Source organism: Sphingomonas sp., assembly GCF_042091075.1.
In the GTDB taxonomy this organism is placed as follows: domain Bacteria; phylum Pseudomonadota; class Alphaproteobacteria; order Sphingomonadales; family Sphingomonadaceae; genus Sphingomonas.
In genome coordinates this window covers 1-12998 of the sequence record NZ_JBELIE010000090.1, presented here as the reverse complement: position 1 = coordinate 12998, position 12998 = coordinate 1, and the positions used below count along the sequence as shown (strand labels likewise).

Here is a 12998-nt window from a genome sequence, read left to right as displayed (position 1 = left end):
CGGGCGCGCCGGGGCGGGCGCCGACTCCTCGTCCTGCCGCCGGGCCGCCGCGCGGCGCCGCAGCGTCGACGGCGCCGCGCGCGCGCACGACACCGCCAGTCAAGCGTAGCCCGGCCACACCAGTTCCCGAGGTCGCCGAAACGACCCCTTCCCGCCCCACCAAGCTGAAGCGGCAGCCGGGCTGGGCCAAGCCGAAGCCCAAACCGAACGCCAAGCCCCGCGGTGGTCCGCGGCGCGGGGGCGGCAAATGAGGATCATCGCCGGCACCTGGCGCGGCCGCCCGTTGGTCGCGCCAAAGGGCGATGCCACCCGCCCGACCGCTGATCGCACGCGTGAGGCACTTTTTTCGATGCTGGCCAGCCGCGTCGGCAGCTTCGAGGGGCTGGCGGTCGCCGATCTGTTCGCCGGGTCGGGCGCGCTGGGACTGGAGGCATTGTCGCGGGGCGCTGCATCGTGCCTGTTCGTCGAACAGGACAAGCCAGCGCTCGATGCCTTGCGCGCCAATATCGCGAAGCTGGGCGCGCCCGGCGCCGACGTTCGTGCTGCCTCCGTGCTGACGCTGGGGCCAGCACGCGCGCCGCTGGATATCGTGATGATGGACCCGCCCTATGGCACTGGCGCGGGCGCGGTGGCGGCCGACAAGCTTGCTCGGCTCGGCTGGATCGGCCCCGCCACCTGGGTATCGATCGAAACCGCCCGCGAGGAGACGGTCGATGTGGCGGGCTTCGCTCCCGACGCTGATCGCATTCACGGACGAGCGCGACTGACGCTGCTGCGCCTCGCTTAAAGCGAATGAGGGCCTAAACCGAATGAGGGCCTAAACCGGATGAGGGCCTAGAGCGAATGAGGCGCTGCCACTCCGCCGCGCGGCCGCATCGACAGCAGCGCGACCAAGCTTAACAGCGACATACCCGCCAGATAGCCACCGACCGGCCACAGACCGCCGCGTTCCGCCAGTGCCTGCGCCGCAACCGGGGTCAGGCCGCCGCCAATGATCCCTGCCATGTTGAACGCAAGACTGACCCCGCTGTAGCGCACCCTCGCCGGGAACAGCCCCGGTAACCAGGCGCCCAGCGGGCCATAGACGAACCCCATCACGAACAGCGCAAACGCCAGGCTGGCGAAGATCGGCAGCGGTTCCGCCGACCCCAGCCCCGGCACCAGCGCGAACCCGGCCACGACCGCGCCGACGCACCCCCAGGTCAGGACATGCCCCGGGCTGGTGCGATCGGCCCATTCGCCCGACAGCGCGATCCCCGCGGCCATGAACAGGACCGCGCCGAGCTGCATGCCGAGGAACGTCTGGCGATCGATGCCCAGCACCGTCGTGGCGTAGCCAAGCGCGAAGGCGGTGGCGAGATAATAGACCGCAAAACACGCCACCGCGCCGAGCGTCCCGCCCAGTGCGGCACGCCAATGCTCGCGCAGCAACTCACGCATCGGTACCGCCGGGGGAGGTCCTTCCTCCAGCACGCGCGCGAACGCCGGGGTTTCGGCGATCTTCAGCCGCACCCACAGCCCCAGCCCGACCAGCACGATCGACAGCAGGAACGGAACGCGCCAGCCCCAGGAGAGGAACTGCGCGGGGGTCATCAACCATCCCAGCAGCAGGAACAGCCCGTTGGCGGCGATGAAGCCGACCGGCGCCCCCAGTTGCGGCATCATCCCATAACGGCCGCGGCGCCCGGCGGGGGCATTCTCCACCGCCAGCAGCGCCGCGCCGCCCCATTCGCCGCCCAGTCCGAAGCCCTGCCCGAAGCGCAGCAGGCACAGCAGCAGCGGTGCGAGATAGCCCGCATCGGCATAAGTAGGCAGAAAGGCGATCGCGAGCGTCGATCCCCCCATCAGCATCAGGCTGGCAACGAGGGTCGACTTTCGGCCGATGCGATCGCCGTAATGGCCGAACACCCATGCCCCGACGGGACGGGCGAGGAATGCCACCGCGAGGCTGGCATAGGCCGCCAGCAACTGCGCCGACGGGCTGCTTGCCGGAAAGAACAATGGCCCGAAGACCAGCGAGGCGGCGGTCGCATAAATATAGAAGTCGTAGAATTCGACCGAGGTGCCGACGAGGCTCGCGAGCAGGATCCGGCGGTGGGAGGCAGGCGCGGCCGCGGGGGCGGCGGAGAGAGCATGGGCCATGTCCGCTCATCGAACCCGCGCCCGGCATCGTCAACGCCCAAAAATGTCGCGCCGGTTACGTTTGCTGGAGCGAACGACATAAAGGAGCAATGTTGGATCGCTAGGACGGCGATGGCGGCGCCCTCCCCCTATTTGGCGCCGTCCCGATCGGGACGACCCCCTCGCCCGATCTTTCCCTGAACTACGGGGCGGCGGCCAATAACGCCGCCCCGGCTTTTCCTGGCTCGATGATCCGATGAGCGGACAATGTCCGCGTCAGAAGCCTCCGCCGCGCACCACGACCAGCAACGCCCAGTAAAGCAGCCCCGACAGCAGCATCGCCACCGGCAGCGTCAGCAGCCATGCCGCCGCAAGCTGTATCAGGGTGCGGCGCTGCAATCCGTGCCCGCTGGCGACGGATGCGCCCGCCACGCCCGACGACAGAATATGCGTCGTCGAAACCGGCAGGCCGAAGCGATCCGCGGCGAGGATCGTCGCCGCCGCGACCAGCTCGGCCGAAGCGCCCATGCCATAGGTCATGTGCTGCTTGCCGATCTTCTCTCCGACGGTCACGACGATCCGCTTCCAGCCGATCATCGTACCAAGCCCCAGCGCCAGCGCGACCGCCACCTTCACCCACAACGGGATGTAGCGCGTGCCCTTCTCCAGCCGCGACTGATAGTCGCCCAACGCCGCCTTCTCGGGATCGCTGAGGCCGGCGGCTGGCGACTTGCCCACCATCCGTATCGACTCGAGCACGAGATACATGTCGTTGCGGATATTTTCCGCCGCCGATGCGGGGACGCGGCTCAGCGCGCCATAGCCCTGCACGCGCTGCGACAGGTCCTGCGATACAGCGATGATCGCACCATAGGCGTTCGGCGACACCAATGCGCGCCGTTCCAGCGCGGATTTGAGCACGGGCCGCGCGTTATCGATCGCCATCGGCGCGGCGCCTTGCTGGCGAAGCACCTGCGCACTGGCCTGCGCGCTGGCAACGAAGGCGGGCGTATCGCTGGCGGGCAAGGTGCGGTTCAGCGCATAGGCGGTGGGGGCGCAGCCGATCAGAATCAGCATGATCAGCCCCATGCCCTTCTGTCCGTCGTTCGAGCCATGGCTGAACGATACCGCGGTGCACGTGAAGATCAGCAAGGCGCGTATCCCCGTCGGCGGTGGCGCATCGCCCTCCGGCGCGGTCATCAGCCGTGGATTGCGTACCACATAACGCAACACCAGCAGCAACAGCGCGGCGGCAGTGAAGCCGATCAACGGCGCCATCCACAGCCCGGTCAATACCTTCGTGGCCTGACTCCAGTCGACGCCGGCGGTGCCGCTGGTGCCGCTGTTGATCAACTGGTTCGCCAGGCCGACGCCGAGCACCGACCCGATCAGCGTGTGGCTGGAACTGTTGGGCAGACCCACATACCAGGTCGCGAGGTTCCACGCGACCGCAGCGAGCAGCAGCGCGAAGATCATCGCGAATCCCGCGCCGGACCCGACATTCAGAATCAGGTCGACCGGCAGCAGCGTGACGATCGAATAGGCGACCGCCCCCGATGACAGCATCACGCCGAGAAAATTGAAGAATCCCGACCAGACCACGGCGAAATGCGCCGGCATCGCGTTGGTATAGATAACCGTCGCGACCGCGTTAGCGGTGTCGTGGAAGCCATTGACGAACTCGAACCCCAGCGCGATCAGCAACGCCAGCGCGAGGAACAGGAACACCCCGCCGGCGAGCTGTTCCCCCACCTGCTGCGTATCCCAGACGACGCTGGCGCCGGCATAGACGAAACCCGCCACGACGAGCGCGAAGAACAGCACGCGCGCCAACGGATGCGCCGGCTTGTCGAAGCGTCGAGCGGCGGCGGAGGGCTCCGAGGGGATCGCCGCGAGGACATTGCTGGTCATGATGCCGGCCTGTCGGCCTAATCCATTACGTTTTGATGACTGTCGTTAACATCGGATACCGGATCACCGTGCCGGCGGCAACGCCCACTAGCCATCCATGCCCGGATAAAGTGCGAATGCCGGCAGCGCGGCGATCGTCGGCGCCCATTCCAGCCGATCTTTCACCATGATCTGCGCCTGCGGCGCGGCGTCACCTGGCCGATCGAGCGTGCCGGACTGGATATCGATGATTCCCGGCAACATCCGCGCGTTGCGATAAAAGAGGCCCGTCCCGCAGGCCGCACAGAAGTTACGGCTGCCGAACTCGGACGACGCATAGGTCGCTGGTTCGCCATCGATCGTCACAGCATCCTGTGGAAAGGCGATCCAGCCCATCATCGGCGCGCCTGACCAGCGGCGACAGTCGTCGCAATGGCAGATCGCGTGATGCTGCGGCTCGCCGGATGCGACGTATCGGATCGCTCCGCAATGACATCCGCCGACCCATTCCATCGCCGATCTCCCCATCTCGTTTCCGTTACGTTCTCACAGGCAACCGAGATTCGCAAGCGTCTTGCCCGCGGCGGGGACGTTCCCTAACTGTTCGTGAGTGACCGATTTTCCCGACGCCATCGACGCTCCGCCCTATCTCGCCGCGCTCAATCCACCGCAGCGCGATGCGGTGCTCACCACCGATGGGCCGGTGCTGGTGCTGGCCGGCGCGGGGACCGGCAAGACCGCCGCGCTGACCGCGCGGCTCGCGCATCTGCTATATACGCGCAAGGCGTGGCCGTCGGAGATCCTGTCGGTCACCTTCACCAACAAGGCCGCGCGCGAGATGCGCGAGCGAGTCGGCCGCCTGGTCGGCGAAGCAGTCGAAGGCATACCGTGGCTCGGCACCTTCCACGCGATCGGGGCGAAGATGCTGCGTCGCCACGCCGAATTGGTCGGGCTGCAATCGAATTTCACGATCCTGGACACCGACGATCAGCTACGGCTGCTGAAACAGTTGATCCTGGCCGCCGATATCGATGAGAAGCGCTTTCCCGCGCGCAGCCTCGCCGGATTGATCGACGAATGGAAAAACCGCGGGCTTACCCCGACGGAGATCGATGCTGGCGAAAGCGAACGCTACGGCAACGGCCGTGGCGGCGAATTGTATCAGCAATATCAGGACCGGCTGAAGGCGGTGAACGCCTGCGATTTCGGCGACCTGCTGCTTCACATGCTGGTCATCCTGAAGCGCGAACGCGCGGTGCTCGAACAATATCAGCAGCGCTTCCGCTACATCATGGTGGACGAGTATCAGGACACCAATTCGGTTCAATATCTATGGCTGCGGCTGCTCGCGCAGGAGCGGCGGAACATCTGCTGCGTCGGCGACGACGATCAGTCGATCTATTCCTGGCGCGGCGCGCAGGTGGAAAACATCCTTAAATTCGAAAAGGATTTTCCCGGCGCGAAGGTGATCCGGCTGGAGCAGAACTACCGCTCGACCCCCCATATCCTTGCCGCCGCGAGCGGAGTCATCGCGCATAATGGCGGGCGGCTGGGCAAGGAATTGTGGACCGAGCTGGACGCGGGCGAGAAAGTCCGGGTGCTGGGCGTGTGGGACGGGCCGGAGGAAGCCCGCCGGGTGGGTGACGAGATCGAGGCGGCGCAACGATCGGGCACCAGCCTCGACGATATCGCGATCCTCGTCCGCGCCCAGCATCAGACCCGCGAGTTCGAAGACCGTTTCATCTCGATCGGCCTGCCGTATCGCATCATCGGCGGCTTCCGTTTCTATGAACGCGCCGAAATTCGCGATGCGCTCGCCTATCTGCGGGTCGTCAACCAGCCCGCCGACGATCTGGCGTTCGAGCGGATCGTCAACACGCCCAAACGCGGGCTTGGCGACAAGGCGATCGCCAAACTGCATCAGCTCGCCCGTGCCGAGTCGCTGCCGCTGATGCTCGCCGCCGCGCGAATCCTCGACAGCGACGAACTGACGCCGCAGGCGCGTCGCAGCCTCGGCAATTTCATCGGCGATATCGCGCGCTGGCGCGACATGGCACGCGATCTGCCGCACCCCGAGCTGGCGCGCCAGATCCTCGACGAGAGCGGCTACACCGCCATGTGGCAGGCGGAGAAATCGACCGAGGCGGCCGGGCGGCTGGAGAACCTGTCCGAGCTTGTCCGCGCGATGGAAGAATATGAGAATCTCGGTGCCTTCCTCGAACATGTCAGCCTCGTGATGGACAATGAGGCGACACGCGAGGATCCGAAGGTGACGATCATGACGATCCATGCCGCCAAGGGGCTGGAGTTCGACACGGTGTTCCTCGCCGGATGGGAAGAAGGCCTGTTTCCGTCGCAGCGCGCGCTCGACGAGGGCGGTACGCGCAGTTTGGAGGAGGAGCGGCGCCTCGCCTATGTGGCGATCACCCGCGCCCGGCGGCGCGCGACGATCCTTCATGCCGCGAACCGGCGCATCTATGGCCAATGGACCAGTTCGATCCCATCACGCTTCGTCGGCGAGCTGCCCCCGCCGCATGTCGAAAGCGAGACGAGCATGTCGGGGGGCGAGAGCCTGTGGCGCGCCAATTGGTCCGAACATGCCGATCCCTTCGCCAATGTCGGACGGGGCGCCGGGCGCGGGCCGGGCTGGCAGCGCGCGGCGGGGACGCTCAACGTCGCCGGCAGCGGCAAGCCCGGTGGCGACTGGTCCAGCCGCACCTTCACCCGCGAACCCGCCCGGATCGTCGAAAGCCGCGCTTCGGCGGTGAGCCTTGGCAACAAGGGGCGTGACGACCTCGCCCTGGGGCAGCGCGTATTCCACCAGAAGTTCGGCTATGGCACGATCGCGGAGATCGAGGGCAACAAGCTGGAGATCGATTTCGAGCAGGCGGGGCGCAAGCGCGTGATGGACAGTTTCGTCTCGGCCGGCTGATGGACGATCAAGGCGTCATGCCGTGCCGGCGTCGAATCCGGTACGTCGCACGCGCTCGGATAGCGGCAGTCGCTATCCGTTCCGTCGCGGCCGCACCGCGCCGCTTGCCCATAGCGCCCACCAGATAATCAGCGGCTGCAACAGCAGGCGTGGCGCATGATAGGCTAGGGGCAGTCCGGTGCCGCGCGACAGGTCGTTGATCGCGTGCTGGACGTTGGCGGGCCACACGCACAATGCATAAGCGGCGAGCCCCCACCCGGCCGCCACGCGCCAGCGCCGGGTCATCAATCCCACGGCGCCCAGCGCCTCGCAGATCCCGGTCGCGATCACCACCAGCGTCGGGGCCGGCACCCAGCGCGGCATGATCGCCACCATCGCCGGGGTGGCGGCCCCATGGGCGATGGCAGCGACAAGATAGAAGAGGATCAGCAGCCAGCGCGCGATCCGGCGCGTGCGGCCCTCGTCCGCGGTCAGACGTCCACCGCCAGCAAGGTGACGCCGTCATATTTGGCGTCGCCCGCCACGAACAGCTCGCTGGGCTTGAACCGGCGCGGCGTGATCCGCAACGCATTGAGCCCGGTCAGCTTGAACGCGCCGATCTTTGCCTCGCGCGGGGGCTGGCCATCACGTTCGATGGTCAGCGCGTCGAGATAGATCTCCCCGTGCTTCGTGTACAGGATGTGCGGCGCCAGCGTGACTTCCCCGCGATTGTAGGTCGCGGCGATCGCCTGTTGCTTGACGATCGCCTCGAAGACGAGCGGAACGGTGTCGGGCACGGCGGTGGCGGAGCGGTTCATCGTCTCGGATTCCATTGCCGTTCCATATCGCAGTCTGCTGCGTCGCAGCAAGAACGGTACGCGAAACGGAGCGTTCCAACATGCGACGCGGTCCCCGCCCGGATCGCGGGGCGCGCCCGCCCTATCGTGCGGACGTCACGTCGCCCCACAGCTTTTGCGCGAAATAGGTCATCTGCAAAGCCTGCAGACGGGCGCCCTGTGCGATATCGGCATCGCCCGAATGGCCGCCCGCGGTGTCCTCGAAAAAGAGATACGGCAGTCCGTATTCCTTCAGCCGCGCCGCGAACTTGCGGGCATGCTGCGGCCCGACGCGATCGTCCTTCGTGGTGGTCCAGATATAGGGTTCGGGGTAGCCCACGCCCTTGCGAATGTTATGATAGGGTGAGATTTTTGCGAGGAACGCCCGCTCCGCCGGGTTGGCGACCGAGCCATATTCATCCACCCAAGAGGCGCCGGCGGCGATCTGTTCGTAGCGCAGCATGTCGAGCAGCGGCACCTGGATCGTCACCGCCTTCCACAGATCGGGGTGCTGGTTGAACATCACTCCCATCAGCAGGCCACCGTTCGACCCCCCATAAATGCCCAACTTGGCCGGACTGGTCAGCCGGCGGGCGATCAGGTCCTTCGCGACCGCGGCGAAATCGTCATAGATGAGCTGACGCTTGGTCTTGCGCCCGGCATCGTGCCAGGCCGGGCCAAATTCGCCGCCCCCGCGAATGTTCGCCAGCACATAGGCGCCACCCCGTTCGAGCCAAAGCTTGCCGACGGTCGCGGCATAGCTGGGCAGCATCGGTAGCTCGAAACCGCCATAAGCGGTCATCAGCGTCGGCGTGTTGCCGTCGGCCACGGCATCGCGGCGGTGCACGACGAAATACGGGATGCGCGTGCCATCGCTGGAGGTGGCCTCGAACTGGTCAACCGCCAGCCCATCCGCATCGAAGCGCGCCGGAAGCGCCTTCACCGGCACCGGCGCGGCGGTGCTACCGACATCTCTTTCCACCAACGTCGTCGGGGTCAGAAAGCCGGTCGTCGCCAGATAGGCGCGGTCGTTACGATCCGACGTGCCCATAACGCCAAAGATCATATTGTCGGGCAACGTCATGTCGCGACGTGTCCAGCCACCGTCACCAGGGGTCAGCACCGCGACACGGCCCCGCACATTGTCGGTATATTGGACTACCAGGTGATGCCGGGTCGAATCGACCCCCGCCACCGCCTGCCGCGCGGCGGGGGTGAAGATCGCCCGCGGCGTCGCCTCCCCCCGCTCCAGCGCGGTCAGCGGTACGGCGGCGAGCGCCCCGGCCGGCACCGCTCCCCAGGCCTCGCTCGTCTCAAAAATCAGCTGCCCGTCGAGCAGCGCGGTGGCCCGGACGCGCGCGGGGATCGGCAGCGGTCGCACGCCCGCTGCGGTCCATAGCAATTTGTCGCTGCCGAAGAACGTTTTCTGGCGCTCGATCAAAACGGCGCGGTGTCCCTGTCCGTCGGTAAAGGTGCCGGCATAAGTGCCCAGCTGATCGCCGGGCTCGCCACGGAACACCTCGCGCGCCTGATCCAGCGGCTGTCCGCGCTTCACCATCTTGACGACGAACGGGTAGCCGGACGCTGTCATCGTCCCCTGCCCCCAGTCGCGGCTGACCAGCAGCGTATCCCTATCGATCCAGGTCGCGCCCTGTTTCGACGTCGGCAGCACGAAGCCGCCGTCGACGAAACGACCGGCGGCGAGATCGAATTCACAATAGGTCTGCGCGTCCTCGCCCCCTTCGGACAATGCAACCAGGCATAGCCGTTCCTCGGGCGGCAGGCAGGTGGCGCCGTGCCATACCCACTTCCTTCCCTCGGCCTTTCCCAGCGCATCGAGGTCCAGCAATATATGCCATTGCGGCTGAGGGTTGCGATAATCCTCCGGGGTGGTCCATCGCCACACCCCCTGCGGATGCGCGGCGTCGCGCCAGAAATTGACGATCCGCCCCATCAACTGGCCCGGCATCGGGATGCGATCCTCCGCCGAGGCGATCGTCAGCGCTTCGTGATAAAAGGTGGCATAGCGCGGATCGCTTTCGAGGCGCGCCAGCGTGCGTTTGTTCTCCGCCTCTACCCAGGCCAGCGCCCTGGCGCCGTCCTTGTCCTCCAGCCACAGATACGGGTCGTCGGTCGCGTTGGTCATCGCGGCGGTCTGCGCGTGCGCGGTGCTGGCGGCAAGCGCCATTGCCGCCCCAGCCAAACTGTTTTCACGGCGAGGAAACGCATCGATGATTCTCCGACAAATCGCGTAGCGCGCACAAACCGACAGTGTGCGGTTGCGGCGATGCTGGAACAAGCCGGCGTTTCCCTTATTCGGGCATCATATGGCCGATCGTTCCGCGCATGCTCCTCCCGCCCCCGCGTCGCTTCCCGACGGATTGCCCCCGCCGCGCCGCTATGCCGCGATCGCCGCGCTCTGTTTCGGCACCGCGCTGGTCATCATCGACGGCGGGGTCGCCAATGTCGCGCTGCCGACGATCGCGCGTGACCTGCATGTCGAATCGTCGTCGGTCGTCGCGATCGTCACCGTCTATCAATTGATGCTGGTGATGCTGATGCTGCCCTTCGCCGGACTGGGCGAACGGATCGGGCTGAAGCGCATGTATCAGGTCGGCCAGATCATCTTCACGATCGCCACCCTGCTATGTTTCTTCGCGAAGAGCCTGCCCTTCCTGCTGGTGGTGCGTGCGGCGCAGGCGATCGGGGCTGCCGGCGCCCTGGCGGTGGCGTCGGCGCTGATCCGTCACACCTATCCCGCCAGCCAATTGGGTCGCGGGCTCGGGATCAACTCGGTGATCGTCTCCAGTTCCGCCGCGGCGGCGCCGACGATCGGCGGACTGGTGCTCGCGATCGCGCCCTGGCCGTGGGTATTCGCCAGCGCGATTCCGTTCGCCGTCGCCTCGTTGCTGTTCGGGCGCGCGCTTCCTGATCCGAAGCCGCGTGACCGTCATTTCGATGTGCAGGGCGCGGTGATGTGCGCGGCGATGTTCGGCCTGATTATCGGCGGGGCGGAGAGCGGCGTTCATGGCGACAGCCCGGTCGTCTCCGCCGCGATCGTCGCGCTCGGCGCCCTGGTCGGTGTCGTCTATGTGCGGCGCGAGCGACGGTCGACCAATCCGATCCTGCCGATCGACCTGTTGTCGCGCCCGGTGATCGCCTTGTCGACGCTGGGTGGCTTCACCGCCTTCACCGCCTCGATGACGCTTCTGCTGTCGACACCGTTCCGGTTGACGCATGAATATGGCTTTTCCGCCGCCGCGGTGGGCGCGGCGATCGCGCCATGGCCACTCACCAACATGATCGTCGCGCCGCTCACCGGTTGGCTGTCCGACCGTATTCCCGCCGGGCTGCTGGGCGGGATCGGCATGGCGATTTCGATCGTGGCGTTGCTGCTGATCGCGTTCATGCCGGCGGATCCCAGCTATTTCGACATTGCGTGGCGGATGGCGCTGTGCGGTTCGGGCTTCGGCACCTTCCTGCCGCCCAACGCCAGGCTGATCATCGGCTCGGCACCGCGCACGCGCGTCGCCGCCGCCGGAGGACTGGTGAGCACCGTGCGGCTGGTCGGGCAGACGACCGGCGCAACGCTGGTCGCCGCGCTGCTCGCGATCGGGGTGGGATCCGGCTCGACCCCGCCGCTGGTCGCGGCCGGTCTGGCGCTGATGGCCGGGCTGTGCAGTCTGGCGCGTTTGCGTCCGTCCATTCGCAACCCCGATCCCGGCGAAGCCTCCGCCGCGCAGCCCGCCGCCTCGGTACGCTAGGATCCGCCGCCGCGCGCGGCGATCCACGCCAGCCACAGCCAGCCGGCGATCAGCATCGCCCCGCCGATCGGGGTGATCGCGCCTAGCCAGCGTGGCAGCCCGATCGCCATCAGGTACAGCGTCCCGGCGAAGATCGCGGCGCCGACGACGAACAGCCAGGCAGGGCCACGCGCATCGAGCCGCAGCGCGACGATCGCCGCGATCGCGTGGATCAACTGGTAATGACCACCCGTCTTCAGCCACTCCACCGCCGCGCCGCTGGCGCCATGCGCCCCGAACGCGCCCGCCGCGACCGCCATCGCGCCCGAGAGCGCCGCCAGGATCAGTATCAGGTTCATGTCGTCGGTCCGTCGCCCCAGGGTTGTTCCGCCGCGACGCGCGCGCGGGCGGCACGAAGATCGCCGGTCTCGATCTGGATGCGCAGCCGCTCCTTGTCGCGCGCGCGATACATATCCTCGGCGCGATCGATATCGCTACGCGCGATGCCGAGATCGTCCATCGCCAACCGCGCCATACGGATCGCCGATTCCAGCACCTCCCGCACAACATAGCGCGCAGGGCCGTTCTTCAGCTTGACCAACGCACGCCGGTCATAGGCGCGGACATACAGCGATGCGCGCGGGAACGCCTCGTGGATCGCCTCCAGCGTAGCCGGATCGAGTTGATCGCCATCCATGCAGAACAGGATCAGCTCCGCATCGGCCGCGCCGGCCTGTCGCAACAGGTCCAGCCGGGTGCCGTCGCCATAATAGACTTTCGCGCCAAACTCGCCGGCGATGTCGATCATCTCGATATCGGTGTCGATCAGCGTGACGGGGATGTCCTGCGCGATCAGCATTTGACCGACCGTCTGGCCGAAGCGGCCATAGCCGACGATGATCGCATTGGCGCCGTCGGCGCTGGGGCCATCGCGCTCCTCGTCATGGGCGACCGGCTCTGCCCGAAAGGCGCGGGTGGCGGCCATCAGGAACGGCGTCGTCGCCATCGACAGCGTGATGATCGCGCCGAACAGGCTCGCCGCCTCGGGCGCGATCAGATAGGCATTTTGCGCTTGCGCCAGCAGCACGAAACCGAATTCGCCACCCTGGCTGAGCAACAGCCCGAGCGCCAGCGCCTGCCGCCATTCCATCCGGAACGCCCGCCCGATCAGCGTGATGATCCCCGCCTTGGTGGCGATCAGCGCGGAGGCCATCGCGACCACGAACAGCGGGCGGTCGGCGATCGCCTGCAGGTTCAGCATCATGCCAACCGCCAGGAAGAAAAGACCGAGCAGGATCGAGCGGAACGGCTCGACATCGGCCTCCAGCTCATGCCGATACGGGCTGTCCGCCAGCATCACACCCGCGACGAACGCGCCCAGCGCCGCCGACAGGCCCAGCGCCTGCATCAACGCCGAGGCGGCAATGACGGTGAACAGCGCCGCGAAGACGAACATCTCGCGCTCGCCCAGATTGCCGATCAGCCGGAACAGCGGCC

Annotated in this window: 11 protein-coding genes; 3 read left to right on the top strand and 8 right to left on the bottom strand. The window is 66.8% G+C overall.

Features of this window, described 5'->3' with window-relative positions:
* Positions 1 to 247: 247 nt before the first annotated feature.
* Entirely contained in the window at positions 248 to 787 is a 540-nt protein-coding gene (gene rsmD / locus ACFDSW_RS10285) for a 16S rRNA (guanine(966)-N(2))-methyltransferase RsmD (protein ID WP_375250198.1), read from the top strand.
* A 47-nt stretch (positions 788 to 834) separates the two neighbouring features.
* Here the strand turns inward: rsmD and ACFDSW_RS10280 are convergent, their stop codons facing one another.
* From ACFDSW_RS10280 to ACFDSW_RS10270, 3 genes are all read right to left on the bottom strand, one after another.
* Positions 835 to 2142: an MFS transporter gene (locus ACFDSW_RS10280; protein ID WP_375250197.1), complete on the bottom strand. Its 1308-nt coding sequence runs from the start codon at positions 2140 to 2142 to the stop codon at positions 835 to 837.
* A 255-nt stretch (positions 2143 to 2397) separates the two neighbouring features.
* Positions 2398 to 4032 carry an inorganic phosphate transporter gene (locus tag ACFDSW_RS10275; RefSeq protein ID WP_375250196.1) on the bottom strand — a complete coding sequence of 545 codons (1635 nt, stop codon included), beginning with the start codon at positions 4030 to 4032 and terminating at the stop codon, positions 2398 to 2400.
* An 87-nt stretch (positions 4033 to 4119) separates the two neighbouring features.
* Positions 4120 to 4410: a GFA family protein gene (locus tag ACFDSW_RS10270; protein WP_375250195.1), complete on the bottom strand. Its 291-nt coding sequence runs from the start codon at positions 4408 to 4410 to the stop codon at positions 4120 to 4122.
* Positions 4411 to 4621: 211 nt separating this feature from the next.
* Between ACFDSW_RS10270 and ACFDSW_RS10265 the strand changes: the two genes are divergently transcribed.
* Entirely contained in the window at positions 4622 to 6943 is a 2322-nt protein-coding gene (locus ACFDSW_RS10265) for an ATP-dependent helicase (protein WP_375250194.1), read from the top strand.
* A 72-nt stretch (positions 6944 to 7015) separates the two neighbouring features.
* Here the strand turns inward: ACFDSW_RS10265 and ACFDSW_RS10260 are convergent, their stop codons facing one another.
* From ACFDSW_RS10260 to ACFDSW_RS10250, 3 genes are all read right to left on the bottom strand, one after another.
* Complete coding sequence (locus ACFDSW_RS10260) at positions 7016 to 7306, bottom strand: hypothetical protein (RefSeq protein ID WP_375250193.1); 291 nt, start codon at positions 7304 to 7306, stop codon at positions 7016 to 7018.
* Positions 7307 to 7413: 107 nt separating this feature from the next.
* Positions 7414 to 7755 (bottom strand): hypothetical protein, encoded by a 342-nt coding sequence (locus ACFDSW_RS10255; protein ID WP_375250192.1) that lies wholly within the window; start codon positions 7753 to 7755, stop codon positions 7414 to 7416.
* 106 nt (positions 7756 to 7861) lie between these two features.
* Complete coding sequence (locus ACFDSW_RS10250) at positions 7862 to 9946, bottom strand: prolyl oligopeptidase family protein (protein WP_375250191.1); 2085 nt, start codon at positions 9944 to 9946, stop codon at positions 7862 to 7864.
* A 139-nt stretch (positions 9947 to 10085) separates the two neighbouring features.
* On the opposite strand from ACFDSW_RS10250, the gene ACFDSW_RS10245 reads away from it, so the two are divergent.
* Positions 10086 to 11522 (top strand): MFS transporter, encoded by a 1437-nt coding sequence (locus ACFDSW_RS10245; RefSeq protein WP_375250190.1) that lies wholly within the window; start codon positions 10086 to 10088, stop codon positions 11520 to 11522.
* Here the strand turns inward: ACFDSW_RS10245 and ACFDSW_RS10240 are convergent.
* Positions 11519 to 11860 carry a DUF423 domain-containing protein gene (locus ACFDSW_RS10240; protein WP_375250189.1) on the bottom strand — a complete coding sequence of 114 codons (342 nt, stop codon included), beginning with the start codon at positions 11858 to 11860 and terminating at the stop codon, positions 11519 to 11521. The two genes, ACFDSW_RS10245 and ACFDSW_RS10240, sit on opposite strands and share 4 nt — an antisense overlap.
* The coding region (locus tag ACFDSW_RS10235; RefSeq protein ID WP_375250188.1) for a cation:proton antiporter at positions 11857 to 12998 on the bottom strand (1142 nt) is incomplete at its 5' end. The genes ACFDSW_RS10240 and ACFDSW_RS10235, both read right to left, overlap by 4 nt.

Excerpts from the sequence above, each read along its gene's own strand:
- ACFDSW_RS10270 (WP_375250195.1), bottom strand. The coding sequence starts at position 4,410 with ATGATGGGCTGGATCGCCTTTCCACAGGATGCTGTGACGATCGATGGC.
- ACFDSW_RS10240 (WP_375250189.1), bottom strand. The coding sequence starts at position 11,860 with ATGAACCTGATACTGATCCTGGCGGCGCTCTCGGGCGCGATGGCGGTC.
- ACFDSW_RS10250 (WP_375250191.1), bottom strand. The coding sequence starts at position 9,946 with ATGGCGCTTGCCGCCAGCACCGCGCACGCGCAGACCGCCGCGATGACC.
- ACFDSW_RS10255 (WP_375250192.1), bottom strand. The coding sequence starts at position 7,755 with ATGGAATCCGAGACGATGAACCGCTCCGCCACCGCCGTGCCCGACACC.
- ACFDSW_RS10245 (WP_375250190.1), top strand. The coding sequence starts at position 10,086 with ATGGCCGATCGTTCCGCGCATGCTCCTCCCGCCCCCGCGTCGCTTCCC.
- ACFDSW_RS10275 (WP_375250196.1), bottom strand. The coding sequence starts at position 4,032 with ATGACCAGCAATGTCCTCGCGGCGATCCCCTCGGAGCCCTCCGCCGCC.
- ACFDSW_RS10260 (WP_375250193.1), bottom strand. The coding sequence starts at position 7,306 with ATGCCGCGCTGGGTGCCGGCCCCGACGCTGGTGGTGATCGCGACCGGG.
- rsmD (WP_375250198.1), top strand. The coding sequence starts at position 248 with ATGAGGATCATCGCCGGCACCTGGCGCGGCCGCCCGTTGGTCGCGCCA.
- ACFDSW_RS10280 (WP_375250197.1), bottom strand. The coding sequence starts at position 2,142 with ATGGCCCATGCTCTCTCCGCCGCCCCCGCGGCCGCGCCTGCCTCCCAC.